The sequence below is a fragment of the Paenarthrobacter sp. A20 genome (assembly GCF_024168825.1).
Taxonomy (GTDB): Bacteria; Actinomycetota; Actinomycetes; order Actinomycetales; family Micrococcaceae; genus Arthrobacter.
The window spans coordinates 3,633,398-3,648,930 of sequence record NZ_JALJWH010000001.1 but is presented as its reverse complement, the minus strand read 5'-3'; the positions used below and the strand labels follow the sequence as shown (position 1 = coordinate 3,648,930).

14 protein-coding genes and 1 tRNA gene are annotated in these 15,533 nt (G+C 62.9%); 2 read left to right on the top strand and 13 right to left on the bottom strand.

Going from position 1 to position 15,533, the window contains the following annotated elements; translation table 11 throughout:
• Nucleotides 1–8: 8 nt before the first annotated feature.
• The 11 genes from J3D46_RS16790 to J3D46_RS16740 all read right to left on the bottom strand — a co-directional run bounded on the left by J3D46_RS16790 (nucleotide 9) and on the right by J3D46_RS16740 (nucleotide 12,374).
• Nucleotides 9–872: a chain-length determining protein gene (locus tag J3D46_RS16790; protein WP_253468258.1), complete on the bottom strand. Its 864-nt coding sequence runs from the start codon at nucleotides 870–872 to the stop codon at nucleotides 9–11.
• On the bottom strand, nucleotides 860–2,311 hold the full coding sequence (locus J3D46_RS16785) for an O-antigen ligase (RefSeq protein WP_253468257.1): 1,452 nt from the start codon (nucleotides 2,309–2,311) through the stop codon (nucleotides 860–862). Before J3D46_RS16785 ends, J3D46_RS16790 begins: the two co-directional genes overlap by 13 nt.
• Before the next feature lie 5 nt (nucleotides 2,312–2,316).
• Complete coding sequence (locus tag J3D46_RS16780; RefSeq protein WP_253468256.1) at nucleotides 2,317–3,585, bottom strand: glycosyltransferase family 1 protein; 1,269 nt, start codon at nucleotides 3,583–3,585, stop codon at nucleotides 2,317–2,319.
• Nucleotides 3,586–3,599: 14 nt separating this feature from the next.
• On the bottom strand, nucleotides 3,600–5,108 hold the full coding sequence (locus tag J3D46_RS16775) for an oligosaccharide flippase family protein (protein ID WP_253468255.1): 1,509 nt from the start codon (nucleotides 5,106–5,108) through the stop codon (nucleotides 3,600–3,602).
• Nucleotides 5,105–6,178: a glycosyltransferase family 2 protein gene (locus tag J3D46_RS16770; protein ID WP_253468254.1), complete on the bottom strand. Its 1,074-nt coding sequence runs from the start codon at nucleotides 6,176–6,178 to the stop codon at nucleotides 5,105–5,107. The genes J3D46_RS16775 and J3D46_RS16770 overlap by 4 nt, the downstream gene beginning before the upstream one ends.
• A complete protein-coding gene (locus J3D46_RS16765) occupies nucleotides 6,175–6,837 on the bottom strand; it encodes an acetyltransferase (RefSeq protein WP_231340161.1) in 663 nt (220 codons plus the stop codon). The genes J3D46_RS16770 and J3D46_RS16765 overlap by 4 nt, the downstream gene beginning before the upstream one ends.
• Nucleotides 6,834–8,000, bottom strand: coding sequence for a DegT/DnrJ/EryC1/StrS aminotransferase family protein (locus J3D46_RS16760; RefSeq protein WP_253468253.1), 1,167 nt, complete (start codon nucleotides 7,998–8,000; stop codon nucleotides 6,834–6,836). The genes J3D46_RS16765 and J3D46_RS16760 overlap by 4 nt, the downstream gene beginning before the upstream one ends.
• Nucleotides 7,997–9,016, bottom strand: coding sequence for an NAD-dependent epimerase/dehydratase family protein (locus J3D46_RS16755; protein ID WP_253468252.1), 1,020 nt, complete (start codon nucleotides 9,014–9,016; stop codon nucleotides 7,997–7,999). Before J3D46_RS16755 ends, J3D46_RS16760 begins: the two co-directional genes overlap by 4 nt.
• The gene (locus J3D46_RS16750; protein WP_231340164.1) at nucleotides 9,013–10,122 is read right to left on the bottom strand and encodes a Gfo/Idh/MocA family protein; all 1,110 of its coding nucleotides are present in this window, start codon (nucleotides 10,120–10,122) and stop codon (nucleotides 9,013–9,015) included. The genes J3D46_RS16755 and J3D46_RS16750 overlap by 4 nt, the downstream gene beginning before the upstream one ends.
• 57 nt (nucleotides 10,123–10,179) lie before the next feature.
• The gene (locus J3D46_RS16745; RefSeq protein ID WP_231340165.1) at nucleotides 10,180–11,862 is read right to left on the bottom strand and encodes a sugar transferase; all 1,683 of its coding nucleotides are present in this window, start codon (nucleotides 11,860–11,862) and stop codon (nucleotides 10,180–10,182) included.
• Nucleotides 11,863–12,116: 254 nt separating this feature from the next.
• Nucleotides 12,117–12,374, bottom strand: a complete 258-nt coding sequence (locus J3D46_RS16740; protein WP_231340166.1) for a hypothetical protein — start codon at nucleotides 12,372–12,374, stop codon at nucleotides 12,117–12,119.
• Nucleotides 12,375–12,413: 39 nt separating this feature from the next.
• Here J3D46_RS16740 and J3D46_RS16735 point away from each other — a divergent pair, with 39 nt between their 5' ends.
• The gene (locus J3D46_RS16735) at nucleotides 12,414–12,647 is read left to right on the top strand and encodes a DUF5703 family protein (protein WP_159699602.1); all 234 of its coding nucleotides are present in this window, start codon (nucleotides 12,414–12,416) and stop codon (nucleotides 12,645–12,647) included.
• A 6-nt stretch (nucleotides 12,648–12,653) separates the two neighbouring features.
• On the opposite strand, the gene J3D46_RS16730 is transcribed toward J3D46_RS16735, so the two are convergent.
• A complete protein-coding gene (locus J3D46_RS16730; RefSeq protein ID WP_231340167.1) occupies nucleotides 12,654–13,823 on the bottom strand; it encodes an acyl-CoA dehydrogenase family protein in 1,170 nt (389 codons plus the stop codon).
• A gap of 27 nt (nucleotides 13,824–13,850) precedes the next feature.
• A complete protein-coding gene (locus tag J3D46_RS16725) occupies nucleotides 13,851–15,155 on the bottom strand; it encodes a M20/M25/M40 family metallo-hydrolase (RefSeq protein ID WP_231340168.1) in 1,305 nt (434 codons plus the stop codon).
• 264 nt (nucleotides 15,156–15,419) lie between these two features.
• Between J3D46_RS16725 and J3D46_RS16720 the strand changes: the two genes are divergently transcribed.
• Nucleotides 15,420–15,502 (top strand) — tRNA-Leu (locus J3D46_RS16720).
• Nucleotides 15,503–15,533 lie beyond the last annotated feature (31 nt).

Genomic DNA, 15,533 nt, shown 5'->3' with positions numbered 1-15,533 from the left:
GTTGCCTTTCAGGCGGATGTTTCCTTTATGGGCGACTTGCCGTTGCTGTGGGACCGCAGGGATTCACTCAACGGCCCATTGGCGGCGAAGAACTGATCTGCTGGCGCGGGTTTCAGGACGTCCTGGACTGTGAGCTCTTCGAGGCCGGGGAGGGTGGGCCGGCCGTTGGGGTCCTCGTCCTTGTGGTCCTGCGGGCGGCGGGACTTCTTGCGCCGCTCCCCTGCCGGCGCCGCAGAACGGGCCCGCGAACGTGACGACTCCAGGCCCCTGGCTATGGACACAGCGCCGAAGGTGAGCACAATCCCGGCCACGAGTACAACGATCAGCGAGCGGAGGCGGCTGGAAAACTGCTCGGTGGCGTTGTCGGGAGCGGCAACCATCAGCGATGTGTACAGGAAGCGTTCATTGGCTCCATTGATTGACTGGATGGCCAGGAGGTCCGCTTCCAGCCTGGAGCCGAGGGCCTTTACCGTGGCAACAGCCTTGTCCTTGCTCTCTGAAGCCGCCGAAATTTCGATCAGGAACGAGGCCGGCGGGCGCTGGACGGTGAAGTCCGTGCTCAGTCCGTCCCGAAGGAGGGCATCCCCGGTTGTATCGTCGTTCAGCCGTGTGCCCACTACTTGGGCAATCAGTGATGAATCCGCTGATCGAAGGTACGGGTTGTCCGAATTGAGGGAATTCAGCTCGGGATTCTTCTCCAACTCGGCAGCAGTAGGGATCTTTGGGTTGACGATCGCATACGTTGCCTTCGCCTCATACGATCGCGGGGCAAAGGAGTACACGTAGATGGCTGCCAGTGCCGTCACCAGCAGGACAGGCAGCACTATGAATTTGTGGTGCCACAACGTCTTGATGACTGCTACCGGGTCCATGTGATCGCCTCGACATTCGGAGTGGAAGGTTTTCGGTTGAGTCTGTACAGGGGCGGGCCGCTGTTGTTCTTCTCTGGAGCAGTAGTTTCCCGTAGCTCGATTTCACGGCGGATCATGATCCATGCGCCTCCTCCGAGGCCAATGATGAAGGGGTACATCAGGGCAAACACGGGAAATGCCATCGAGTCGAAGGTCAGCGAGCAACCGGCGGCCACCGCACCTGCAGCTGCCACTGCCCCGGCGAGGCAGCGGAGGGGTGGGATCCGGGAAGCGCGCGCTGCGATGAACGATGACATGGCCGGCAGGACGAGATAGGCCACCATGCCGATGAAGCCCACCAGGCCCAGGGTGACCAGGGAGTTGAGGTACTGGTTGTCCAAGATGTAGAGGGCGTTCTCCGGCATGTAGTTTCCGGGTCCAAGCCCCAGGAAGGGCAGTTCACCGAACATCTCGGCCACGCGTGGGTAGTTGTTGGTGCGCGTTGTGAGTGAGGGGTCGCTGTCCCCGGCGGTGAAAGAGGACGTCAGGGTTCCCACAAGTCCTGGGATTGCCACAAAAAGTGCCGCCATGGCTGCCGGGGCTGCTACTACTGCCCATCGCCGTGCTGAGCGGGGCAGGAACGGGATGAACACCACCATCCCCAGGAACAGTCCCAGGACACCGGACCTCGAAACGGTTGAGGCGATGGCGACAACCAGCAAGCCTGTACCCGTCCAGTGCAGCCATTTGTGGCCGGTCCTGTCGTAGATTGCCCGCCAGATCGACAAGGGCAGCAACATGGCGCAAACTACCGCCAGTTCAATGGAGTGGAAGGTGCTGCCTGCGACGCGTGTCATCAGCCCGCGTACTTGGAATGCCGTGTTTCCGCCGTTATCCGTGAATCCGGGCATTGCCTCCTGGACCCACAGCATCGGGTTGACACGGAAAAGGAATTGGACCAAGGCAATGAGGCAGCAAAAGAAGGCCCCGGCAAGGATTGCCCGCACCAGTGACATGGCGTCGTTGAGGGTGCGGACTGCCTCAGTGGCAACCAGGACTATCCCACCGCATGCGAGGATCAGGATCAGCCATCGGTCTGCCGCGGCCTGGGCGGAAACATTGGTGTTGCCGGTGAAGCCGGAGAACAGTGCCACATAGGACGCGCACGTTCCCACCCATAGCATTCCCAGCCCGAGCCGTCCCGGATGGCTGCTTTTCAGTGGATTGTGCAGTCCGAAAAGGGCCGAGCAGAGCCAAAATACCAGAAGCAGGAGGGCCAACATGATGGGAACGGTGCCCACTGCGCCTATTGGCTTCACCACCATGTTGGAGGGGAAGAAAAAGATTCCGAAGGCTGCGAATTTAAGCAGGAGGCCCACATGATTGGCGTCCCCCGAGGTGCCATCAAGATCTCCGGTTTGTATTTCCCTGGCCGGAGGGAACACGAGAAACTTCTTCATCCGCTTCATGCCCGGCCTCCGCGCAGTGAATGCAAGGGCGCCTGGTGAGGCATGGACGCGCATGAGTTTTCCAGCAGACGGGCGAATTCTTCACGTGTTTTGGACCAGTCGGGACGCTTCCTGCCCGCGATGGTTTGGGCGCGTTCCTCGATGCCGGGGGCGCCGACAACTTCTGCGAGCGCGGTGGCCAACCCGGTCGGGGTGGCAGGTGCCCACACGGCGTCGGGATCCCTGAGCAGTCCTGAGGCAAAGGCGGAATGGTTCAGGACTGGCACGTTTCCTGCTGCGAGGAGTTCCCCGGGGACCAGGGAGATGTTGGTGAAGGAAATAGCCAGGCCGGCAATGGTGCGGTTGTAAAGGCTATTCAATTCATTAGGCGTGAGGTTGCCGTGGTTCGTCACCGGAATATCCCACCCGGTAACGGTGTCTCCGTAGATGTGGATCTCCTGTTCGGGGTGGAGCGCATGGAAGCGTTCCAAAGCCAGCTTGGCCAGCAGATAGCCGCGCCGGTCGACCTTCCTTTTGGCGTAGTAGACCACTCCGGCACGGACGTTGCGTGGTGGGGGCTTGAGTAGTCGGTACGTGCCCGTGTCGCAGCCGAAAGGAACCACAGCGTGAGGGGGTTCGCCCAGTTCTGCTTGCATGACCTCGCCAATCATCCCGCCGAGGGCCACGTTGGTCAGTCCAAGGCGGTAGCTGTCCTCTGCCAGCGCGTAAAGGAATCCGCGCGGATAGAAGTATGGCTCGTAGTCCTGGATGAAATAGAAGAGGTGGACGCCGCCGGGTGCCCTTCCCGCGGCAACGTGTGCCGTGGGCCAGGAACTGGCAATAATGGCGTCCACCCCTTCCATCCCATTTGTGGCGCTGCGAACCCCGGCACGCAGCGCCGGCCAGTGGCTTCGGATGGTCTCTTCGTGACGGCTGATGTCGTCATCGTGGGGGTCGTAAAGGAACAGGGTGCAGAGGTGGCCGCGTTCTTCCATCTCCTCAACCATTCGGAAGAAGGTGGTGTGACCCCCGGAGCCGGGGGCAGGGGGTGTGCAGACCCAACCAACCCGGAGGCGGCCGGTCCTGGCGGGTACCGGTGATGACTGCAGTACTGGTGACTGCAATCGGGACTGCGGGTCCACGATGTCTTCCTCCCGCAAGGGAAGGCCCGGTTCGGCCAGATGCCAGGCACCCACAGCGGCATTCACGGCCTTGGCCGCTACGGTGCGTGCCACGGGCCGCAAGCCATCCCTGCGAAGCCGCTTCGCGACGAGGCGCGCTGTCACCAATGCCTTGGGTTTCACGGCGTGCCCGCGCTTCCCGCTGTGCCGGCATGTGACGGTGCGGACGCTGCACCCTTGGCCTGAAGCAAACCACGAACGTCCGTCACCAGCTGCTTGCCCTGGCGGAACGTCAGGAGTACGTACAAAGTCGAGCCCACCAGGGTGCCTGCTGCCAGGGCGACGCCCGGATTGGCCATCCCCTGGGTAGCCAGCCAGGCAGCGGTCCCAGCCACTGTGGCAGCCGCCAGAGGTGGGATGCTTCCACGAAGCAGCTGCCAGGCAGTGGTCTGCAGTACTGATGTGAGGGAGTGTACATACAGGGGAATGACCACCAGGCAGGCCACTGTTGCGTGGGCGATCCCAGCCCCGGCAATTCCCCACCACGTGACGCCAAGGAAAAGGGCCGGCGTGAGGGCGGCAAGCCAGGCTACCTGGACCCAAAAGAGCCACACGGTCCGGCCTGCCCCGACGCTCAAGTCAGCAAAGAGCTCCACAAGGATCCTGGTGGCGCCGAATACTCCCAGCGTCGCAAGCGCAATTCCCGCCGGCGCCCAGGCCCCACCATAGGCAGTCACGATCAGCGGATGGGCCAGTGCGATCACCATCGCCGAGATCGGAAAAGCGCAGTAGGAGACGCCCGTGACAAACCTGGCCGCCAGGGGCCCGAGCGTCCCCTCTGCGAAGAGCCTGCCGAACGTAGGCACCGCGGTGGCGCGGATAACAGCCGTGATCACTGAACTTGGCAGGCCTGCCAGGTTGAATGCAAGGAGATACAGGCCCAGTGCCGTCGGATCCAGCATCCGCCCAATCATCAGATAGTCCACGTTCAGCGTCACGAATACCACAAGGTTGGCCATGGCAAGCGGCATGCCCAGGCGCAGGATCTCCACGGCCACTGAACGGTCAAAGCCCGGTGCGTACCTCTTCGGCGTGATGATCCAATACCCGGCCATGGCAACAAGCTGGCCACCGACCCTGGACCAGGCGAGCGCCATGGCACCCCAACCGTCCAAAGCCATGGGAACCACAAGCACCAGCACGGTCACCAGGCTGCAGAGGTCGACGACGACACGCGGCTTTTGCAGGAACTCCCGCCACACCATGGTCGAAGGCACAGCGCCAATGCCTTGCAGGAGGATGGTGATTGACAACACCTGGATCACCGGGGTCGCGGCCGGGTCATCAAAAGCCGCCGCCAAAGCAGGCGCGAGGGCAACAGCAGCCGCTGTCATGACGCCACTGGTCACCAGTGCAATGGAGAAGACAGTAGGAGCAATCTTGTCCGGGTCGCCGTTGCCCCGGGCAAGCGCTGCAGTGGCTCCAAGCTCGGCCATGTTCGTGGCGATCGTTTGGACCACAATTGCTACCGCGAGCGCCCCGAAGTGTTCCGGAGCGATCATGCGGGCCACGATGATGGTGGTGGCAAACTGGACGACCCTGCCCAGGGCCATGTTGACCCCGCCCCAGAGCGTGGCGCTCGCAGCCCGGTTGCCCAGCGTGCGGTCCTGACCGCGCACCTCGGTCACGAGATTCCCGTCATGGCCCAGATACGCCAACGGACCCGGTCCAGTTGGCCCCGTGCAAACTCGGCAGCCTGCCTCCCGACCCCTGGTTTCCGACCACGGGCACCGCGGGTGATCCTGGCTTGTAACGCGTTGGCCCTATGGATGTTGCCAGGAACCTCGTGCAGGCACTCGATGAACTTCCGCAGCTCAACGGCGGCCTCCATTGACCCGCCCCTGTTGATCTCCCTGAACCCCAGGTGCGCAGCTTCCCTGCTCAGTGCATATTTAGCCCGCTGCAACTGCCGTGCCCGGCTCTTGGGGTTCGTCGGAAAGCGGGGGTCCTCAAGGACGCGGAAGGCATCCAGCCGGTGTTTGAGGTCCACGGCGGCCGCCGCGAACTCGGTTTGATGCATGTTGGCTCCGTGGACCCGATAGAACGCCTGCACCGGACCATTGATCCGTCCGACATCCCAGGAGCCTGCGGCCCGCAGCCAGTACTCCAGGTCCCCGGAGTGCGGCAGCGTGGTGCTGTAGGCGCCGACGCTGAGCACGGCGTCGGTCCGCATGACCACTTCCGGGGAGAGAATGAAGTTTCTTCCGCGGGTGCACGCGAGGGAAATCCACTGTTTCCCCTCCCACACACTCCACGTGGCGTGCTCATGCGTGGAAACGGGCGGCGGCTGATCGGTGAAATCCTTGGGCAGGCCATAGACCATTCCCACCCGCGGGTTGGCCTCCATCAACGCTGCAGCCCGCGCCAAGGCGCCCGGAGCGATCACGTCATCGGCGGAGAGGAGGGTAACGTAGCGCCCCCGGGCCCTGGAGAGTCCGTCGTTGTACGTGGCGATGTGCCCTTGGTTTTTCTCGTGGAGAACCACGCTAATGCGCGGATCCTCCGACGCCAGACGCCATGCAACGGCGGCGCTGCCATCGGTGGATGCGTCGTCGACCACGATGACCTCAACGTCCACGCCCTCCTGTGTCAACGCGCTGGCCAGAGCGTCAGGCAGGTACCGCCCGTAGTTGTAGCACGGGACCACCACCGAAACGCTCGTTGAGTGCTGCAAGGCGACAGGCCGCATCAGTTTCATTGGATGCCCTCCAACGCGGGAGAATTCCCCCGCCTGATCACACGTGCCGGAACGCCTGCCCAGGTCTCGTCATCAGGAACATCGGTCAGGACGGCCGCGCCCATGCCAATGGTTGCATTCGCTCCGACGGAGGTGCGCTCGCGGACACTGGCGTTCATCCCGATGTAGGCAGCCCGGCCGATGTGGACGTTCCCGCCCAGTGACACGCCTGAGGCGAAGGTCGCGAAGTCGCTGATCTCGTCGTCGTGGGTGAACGTGACTCCCGGCATTGCCACCACATGGTTGCCGATGGTCACGGACGCGGTCATGCTCACATGTGCCAGGAGGATGCTGCCCCGTCCAATCAGGCAACCTTCGGGCACCTGGACGGAAGGGTCAATGGCTGTGGCGTAGCGGTCTTCGTCCAGCCCGAGGGTCCTGAGCCGCATCACGACGCTTTCCCGGCCGGCCCCGGATCCGATGCAGATCAGCAGCAGAGCGTGGGGGAACTTCAAGGCGTCACGGATGGGGCCAAGGACATGGGCGCCATCCACCACGCGCCCCAGTTTGTCTTCGTCGTCGTCGAGGATTCCAATGACGTCGAACGGCCCGCTGCTGCGGACCATGGCCAGGACCTCCCTGGCCAGGCCACTTGCTGCGATGAGGAGGAGTTCACTCATGTCAATCGACCCGCGGCCCGAAGTACGGAATCGATGACGCGGACCTGGTCATGCAATGCGAGTTGGTGGTACAGGGGCAGGATGAGTGTGTGGTCCGTCAGCCATTCAGTGGCGTCCAGTGCGACGTTGCCGGTGTCTTTGCCCGCGTACGCCGGTTGGCGGTGCGCGGCCATGATGCCGCGTCGGGCCGAGATGCCGTCCTCGGCCAGGACGGACAGCAACCCGTCACGGCCCACTGGGAATCCTGGACCAACCTCAAGCCAGCAGGACTGGAAGTTGCTGATCCCATAGTCCGGGTCGCTGACCAGCCGGAGGCCTTCGATGCCCGCGAACGCATTTGCGTAGGTTGCTGCGAGCTCCCGTCGGCGCTGTACGGCCCTCCGCAGCCGACCCAGCTGGACAAGTCCGACGGCCGCCTGCATGTCGGTCATGCGGTAGTTGAACCCCACCTCGAGGTATTCCTCAGCGGGTGACAGGACGCTGGCATGCCGGTCAGCGGCAGAGACGTTCATGGCGTGTTCACGGAGGCGTCGTGACCTGTCGGCCAGTTCCTTCCGCGAGGTGGAGAGCATTCCGCCCTCTCCTGTGGTGAGTATTTTGCGGGGGTGGAATGACCACGCGGCTACGTCTGCGCCTGACCCAACAGGACGGCCTTGGTATTGGGAGCCGATGGCGCAGGCAGCGTCTTCGACCACCGTGATGCCAAGGGGGTCGCACAATGCCCGGAGGGGGGCCAGATCAACGGGCACCCCTCCTTGGTCGACGGCTATGACGACCTTGGTGGCCGGCGTCAGGGCGGCCTCCACTGTTGAGGCTGTCAGGCATCCGGTGAGGGGGTCGACGTCGGCAAACACCGGACGCGCTCCCACGTACGTGGCTGCGTTGGCCGTGGCAATGAAGGAGAACGAAGGGACCACCACGTCATCGCCCGGGCCAACATCCAGGACGGCCAGCGCCAGGTGCAAGGCCGTGGTGCAGCTGGAAGTTGCCACAGCGAATCCTGCCTGCTGTTCCGCGGCGAAGGCATCTTCGAACTGCCGTACTTTGGGTCCTTGGGCAACCCATCCAGAAGCAATGACCTCAGCCACCGCCTGGGCTTCCTCCTCGCCGAGCCACGGCTTCATGACGTCGATGCGTGCCAATCGGGTTTCGGAAGTAGTCATCGCGCACCAACGACAGGAGCAGCTGGTCCGTTGGCAGTCCGTGCAGCGGCAATCTCTGCACGGAGCGGCCGCCACCAGGAAACCAGCGAACGCAGTCCATCTTCCAAGCCGACCGCAGCCTCGAATCCGAGGTGCTCGCGTGCGGCTGAAGTGTCCGCCAATCGGCGTGCCACGCCGTTGACTGCCCTTTCCGGCCCATGTTCAAGGTGCAGCGGGGAATCCATGACGGACAGCAACGAATGTGCCAGTTCGGCCAGGCTGGTTTCGGTGCCGCTGGCCACGTTGTAGACCCCTTCGTTCACGTCGCTGACTGCTGCCAGGACGTTGGCCCGGGCCACATCGGCTGTATGGATGAAATCCATGGTTTGCTGGCCACTGCCGAAAATCACGGGCGGGAGGCCGTCAACGATCCTTTCCATCCAGCGGACCAGCACCTCGGTGTACAGGCCATGGACATCCATCCTCGGCCCGTAGACGTTGAAGTACCGTAGGGCAACGTAGTTCAGGCCGGACATCGCCCGGAAGCTCCTGGCCATGCCTTCGTTGAACGATTTCGCCGCACCGTAGAAGGTGTCGTTGTTGTGGTGATGGTGGCTTTCCCTGGTGGGAAAGTCTTCCGCCATGCCATAGACGGAGGCACTGGAGGCCGTAATGAGCTTGTCCACTTTGTGTTCGGCGGCAGCCTCCACAACGTTGAACGTCCCGTCGACCAGCACTTCGAGTGCAAGCCGCGGTTCCTCGGCGCACTGGGTGATGCGGATGGCTGCCTGGTGAAAGACCAGGTCCTTGCCGCGGGTGAGCCCGTGTACCAGGTCGCGGTCCCGCAGGTCCCCTTGCACCAATTGAACGCGTTCGCTGGCCAAGGCCCCGTCAAGGTTCGCCAGGCGTCCGCGCACGAGGTTGTCCAGGACGTCAACGTGCGCCGCACCGGCGTCGAGCAATTGGTCAACAAGGGTGGACCCTATGGTTCCGGCACCGCCTGTGACCAGGATGTTGGCCCCCAGCAGCTCTTTCACCGCGCGACCTGGAGATTGACCTCGTTGCCGGCCACCACGGTGGACTGCCCGTCCGTGCTCAGGCTTTGGGTCACTGCTTCAAGGACAGAAAGGACCCGGAGCCCGGACTCACCGCTGGTACGGGGCATGGTGTGGTTCCGGATGGAAGAAGCCAGCTCGGCCACCACCTGGCCCAAGGGCTCTCTTTCCTGAAGCGCCGGGGACCACGTGTCGCCAAGGCGATAGGAGATGGCCGAAGTCCTCTTGTCAGCGGCCGACCGCGGCTGGTGTTCCAGGCTGACGCCACGGTCGTAGACGCTGAGGCGTTGCTGCGGATTGAGGTCGTCCCAGACGAGGGTCCTCTTTGACCCACCGATGATCATTTGCCTGATCTTGGTGGGGCTGAGCCAGTTCACATGGATGTGCACCATGGCATCGTTGGGTAAGCCGAAGGTCAAATGTCCCACGCAGTCCCTGCCGGTACCCAGCGGATCCGCTCCGTGGGCGGCGATCTCGGTGGGGTGCAACCCGCCGGGCAGGACGAAGTCCAGGATGGAGAGGTCATGGGGAGCCAGGTCCCAGAAGACATTGACGTCCGGTTGGACGAGTCCCAGGTTGATACGGACGGAGTCGACATACAGGATGTCGCCCAACGCGCCGCTGGCCACGAGCTCCTGGATTTTCAGGACAGCGGGGGTAAAGCAGTAGGTGTGGTCCGCCATTAGTACCAGTCCCCTGGCTTTGGCTTCCTCCACCATTTCCAGGCCCTTGGCGCGGCTGTCAGCCAGCGGTTTTTCCACCAGCACATGCTTGCCGGCGCGCAGCGCAGTCATCACGACGCCGTGATGGGTGTGTGCCGGCGTCGCCACTGCGATGGCGTCCAGGTTGTACGTGTCCAGGAGTTCGTCCAAGGACTCGACGACGGCCACGCCACCAACCGTCTCGGCGAGCCTTAGGCCACGTTCGACGTCGAGGTCACAAATGGCCACCAGGTCCCAGTCGGGGCTGGCCTTCAAGTTTCTGGCGAGATTAGGTCCCCAGTACCCTGCCCCGACCACTGCAATGCGAAGCTGTGGCCGCAGTGCGTGGCCGTTCAGTTGTCCTGATGGAATAGTTCGTATGCTCATTTCCCACTCGACTTCTGTGTGATAGCGCGGTTCTTGTCAGGTAATGCGTGACTTTCACTAGTAGGCGCCGGACGGCCGGGTCATGGCCCGGAAGGTCCGCCACATGATCATTAAGTCCCCCGCTATTGACCAGTTCTCCACGTAGTAGAGATCCAGCCGGACTGCCTCATCCCACGGAAGGTCGGAGCGTCCGTTGATTTGCCACAACCCAGTGATCCCCGGCTTGATCAGCAGCCGGCGGTGTGTGTGGCGCTCGTAGCCGCTGACCTCCCGGGACAGCGGCGGCCTGGGCCCCACCAGGCTCATGTTTCCTACCAGGACGTTCCAGAACTGCGGCAGTTCATCCAGGGAGTACTTCCGCATCCACCGGCCGCAGCGGGTGACGCGTGGGTCGCCGCGGATCTTGAAAAGCACGCCCGCGCCCTCGTCCTGGTTGCTGAGTGCATCCAGATGGGCTTCGGCGTCGACCACCATGGAACGGAACTTCAGCATCTGGAAAGTGGTACCTTGCTTTCCGATCCGTTCCTGCCTGAACAGGAAAGGCCCGGGACTGTCTGCGCGGACGATCACGGCAAGGACGAGAAGGACCGGCGCCAGGACCAGCAAGGCGGTTGCCGATACCGTGATGTCCATGAGCCGCTTCAACGTGTGCTTGCCTCCGGAGTAGTGCGGAATATCCACATGCATCAGTGGCAGCCCTTCCACGGGCCGCCAGTGGATGCGCGGCCCGGCGACGTTGGTCAGGGTCGCGGCCAGGACCAATTCGGCGGCGTTCTCCTCCAGCCGCCAACCGAGCTCCTGGATGAATTGGTTTCCACCAGGCACTGGCCCGGCCACGATCACCGCATTGGCGCCGGTCTGCCGGACAGTGTTGGCAACACCGTAGATCGAAGACAAGACAGGGACGCGCAGGTGGTCCACCGCAAGGACAGTGCCGCGGCGCGCCCCGGGGAGGCAGGCGCCAAGGATGTCGTAGGCAGCACCGGACTTCCGATTGATCTGCTTGATGACGTACCTGACGTCCTGGGGCTCACCCACCACGATCGCGCGTGAGAGGCAACGTCCGCGTGACTTCTCGTGGCTTAGCCACCGGCGGAAACCCCACCTGCTGCCCGTCAGGGCTACCAGGCCCAGGGGCAAGGAAATGAGGACAAAGGAGCTGACGGCCTCCAAACGGAAAACCACCGCTACGATGCCGAGGAATCCGAAGACCCGGAAACTTGCCGAGAGTACGCGCTTGTACTCTTCGGGACCGACGCCCAGAACTTTGGGATCGCGGGTCCTGTATACCTCCAGGGCCGCCAGCCATACGACCCCAAGAATCAATCCGAGCACCAGGTGTCTTGGCTGGGCAGGACTGCCGGCCACCAGGGCCATTCCGTTTGTATTCACGACGAGTCCGGCAATGACGGCGCCGGCAACCAAGGCCGTGTCAGCCAGGCGGAGGCTGTTGGTCAGGAGGCGTGTCCACGTCAAGCGGTCCTTGTGGGGAGCCTTTGCCCGCGGGCGGCGGTGGGTGACTGGCGGCAGCACGAGGTCCAGGGTGACATCCGGCCTCAGCGCCGCCAGTCCCGCCTTTTCAGTCCGCTGTGCAGCAGCGGACTTGCCAATCCAGGGAGACACAGGCGGATTGACGTCGGCGACGACGGGTTGAACCGGGAAGGCCGACCCCGCGGGGGCATGGGCCGCACCTTTGGGTGCCGCTACCTTGCCTAAACGCAAGACTGGAACTTTTACCATGTCAGCCTTCTTTGGAGACCTGCCGTTGCCTACCTATCAGTGAAGCTGCGGCCGACCGGAGGCGCACCAGTAGTCGATACTCAACTTTGCGCAGGATTACCTATGGCCCCTACGTGCAAGTACCTAGCTGGCGTTGACGGGACTACGTGCCTGGAGGACGATAAACCGCGGAAACACGGGCCGGAACCACCACTGAAATGACCACAGCGGCACAAAAAAACCGGCCACCCGAGGGCGGCCGGTTCGTCGGATATTCAGTCCTCGACGATCTCGAGGTCTTCGTCGGAGATCTCCTCGTCGTCTTCCTCCTCGTCGTCGAAGACCTGCAGCGGAGTAACTTCGGAATACGCCTCATAGAGTGCGTCCTCATAAACTTCGAAGGCATCGGCCACGCCGAAAAATGCGGCCTCGACGTTGGGGTCGCCCTCACCGCGCCGGGCGGATGCGGCGGCCAGGTGCTCTTCAAGGGCGGCGGTCAATGATTGAAGCGCGACACGCGGATCGATGCTCATGACTTCACGTTAGCCGGAAAAGGACGAAAATGGAGAGGGATGAGAGAACAATTTCCGGGTAGCTCCGTGGAGCGCCAACGAGATTATGCACGTCAGTACGAGTACCTCGTCCTGACGGTAGGACCTGACGATTCGCTGCCCGATGCCCGCCGCCGGCTCGCCGAACATTCCGAGTATGGCAAGTGGGAGCTCGAACGCAGCGTGCTCTACGTTGGCGGTGGCAGGCGCTTCTGGCTCCGCCGCAAGGTCTATTCCGTGCAGCGAACCGTCTAGGCGCGGTCAGGCCCCCTGGTCCTCCAACGGCCCCAACCATGCGTTGGCCACCGTGTTGTGCGCGGATTCGTCATTGGATGGATGGAAGATACCCGCCAGGACATCCCGGTAGAGGCGCTCCATCTCGGAACCCCTGAAGTAACTGGATCCGCCCGTGACCCGGATCGCCAGGTCCACCACGTGGCGTGCGTTTTCCGTAGCCCGGGATTTGAGTCCCACCAGTTTGGGGAACCACTGGGCTCCGTGGTCCACCAGATTGTCCACGTCGCGGGCAATCGTGGATATCTGCGGGGAGATGCCGTCCATGGCCAAAGCGGCGTCGGCAACCTTCCAGCGGATGTCAGGATCCTGGGCGAAGCTGCGTCCGCCATGCTTCGCCGACACGCGTTGCTTGACGTTCTGCACCCCAAGGGTGAAAGCCCGCTCGGCGACACCCGTATATACCGCGGCCAGAAGCGTTTCGAAGCAAGCGAAGATGGCAAAGATCAGCAGGTCCTTATTGGGCCCCACCGGCAACTTCCGGAAGATCCGATCCGCTGGAATGACGGCGCCGTGCAAAAGCGTAGTGTTCGAAGCACTTGCCCGCATCCCCAAAGTGTCCCAGTCGCTGAGGGTTTCGTGTCCAGGCTCATCCCGTCGGAGGAAGCCGAAGACGAGCTCACCCTCTCCCTCCCGTGCATCCGCGTCTTTGCCGAACGTACCCAGCCGGGTCCAGCCACGTGAAAGGCTTGTAAAGATCTTCCTGCCGGTGAAGCGGTAGCTTCCATCGGGCAGTGGCTCCGCCACAGTGCCGGAATCGAACAACATGGAGTCGTTGCCCGCTTCGGAAATACCGAAGGCAAACACTTCTCCTCGGCCGGCTTCCTTAAGGACGAAGTCCAATGAGTCATCGCCCCTCGCCGTCATGGCATGCGCGACGCCGGTCCACACCAGGTGCATATTCACAGCCAGTGCTGTGGCCGGGGCGGCTGTGGCGAGCCGCTGCTGCAAGGCAGCTACCGCTTCGAGACCGAGCCCGAATCCGCCGTCGACCTCAGGCACGAAGAGCTTAAGGTAACCGGCCGCCGCCAGCTCCTCCAGATCCTCGTGGAAGAACCCGTTGTTCTGGTCGTAGCCGGCCGCGCGACCGCGCAGGCGCTCAAGCAGGGCGTCGGGAAGGATTTCTTCGGGAGCCATGGCCAGGCCTCCTTCTGGTGATTGCGGTTAGTAGTTGCTGAGCAGCCTGTTCAGGACGCGGGCGCCGAATTGCAGTGACTCGGCCGGAACACGCTCATCGACACCGTGGAACATGCCCGTGAAGTCGAGCTCGTCGGGCAGCATCAGCGGAGCGAAGCCGTAGCCGGTGATACCGATCTTGCTCAGCGACTTGTTGTCCGTGCCGCCGGAGAGAGTGTACGGAAGCACCTTGGCGCCGGGATCCTCGGAGTGCAGGGCATCGATCATGGAATCAACCAGGTTGCCTGCGAACGGGACCTCAAGGGACACATCCTTGTTGACATAGCTGATGTCGATACCGTCGCCGGCAAGCTCCTTGATGGTCTCGAACACCAGTTCCTGCTGGCCGGGCAAGGTGCGGCAGTCCACGAAGGCCTCGGCAGACTCGGGGATGACATTGTGCTTGTAGCCGGAGCGCAGCAGCGTGGGGTTGGACGTATTCTGCAGCGTGGCGCCCACGAACCGGGCCACCGTGCCCAGCTCCTTCAGGAGGATGTCCGGGTTCTCGGCATCGAATTCGACGCCGGTCAGTTCAGTCACGCCGTCAAGGAACTGCCGCGTGGTAGGCGTCAGTTCCACCGGCCACTTGTACTCGCCGATCCTGGTTACTGCAGCTGCAAGCCTGGTGACGGCATTGTCGGTGTTGATCTGGGAACCGTGGCCTGCCCGCCCGTGCGCCACGAGTCGCAGCCAGGACAGCCCTTTTTCGGCAGTTTGGAGCAGGTAGGTCCGCTGGCCACCGATGGTGGCTGAGAATCCGCCAACCTCGGAGATTGCCTCGGTGGCGCCGTCGAAGAGCTCGCGCCGATGTTCGATGGCGTACCGCGCACCATACGTACCGCCGGCCTCTTCGTCGGCAAAGAAGGCAAAGATGATGTCGCGCTTGGGCTTGCGGCCCGTCCGGGCAAAGTCGCGCATGACCGACAGGATCATGGCGTCCATGTCCTTCATGTCCACGGCGCCGCGGCCCCATACCAGCCCATCCTTCAGTTCACCGCTGAAAGGATCAACGCTCCACTGGTCCTTAAGGGCAGGAACAACGTCCAAGTGACCGTGCACCACCAGGGCGTCGGCTGAGGGGTCCTCCCCCGCCAGGCGGGTTACAACGTTTGCCCGCCCCGGGGCGGACTCGAAGATCTCGGCGTCGAGACCTACTTCGGTGATGAGCCCGGCGGTGTATTCCGCTGCGGCACGCTCTCCTGGTCCTGAGTCGTCGCCGAAGTTGGAGGAGTCAATGCGGATGAGCTCCTGGCAGATCCGGACGACTTCGTCTTCTGGGCGGATGACAGACATGGAAACTCTCCTTGCGTGGCTGGGCTGCAGGTTCCGGCGACGCGCCTTGCGGATTCCGCAGCCCGTCCCGTGTCCCATCAGCCTACTCACCAGCAGCGACCTGAGTCAGGCATTGGTTGCGCCACGGGTCGCCGGGCGTCCATGGAAGGCGCCCTGACCAGCGCCGATTTTTCAGCTACCCGAAACCGTGTTAGAGTTTTTCTCGCTGCTTCGGAGGAAAGTGAAGCACCGGAAGGTGCGAAACGGACCATCTGAATACCACCTGCGCGGGTGGCGGAATGGCAGACGCGCTAGCTTGAGGTGCTAGTCCTCGAAAGGGGGTGGGGGTTCAAGTCCCCCTCCGCGCACAATCGCAAGGCCTGGAATCCACGGATTCCG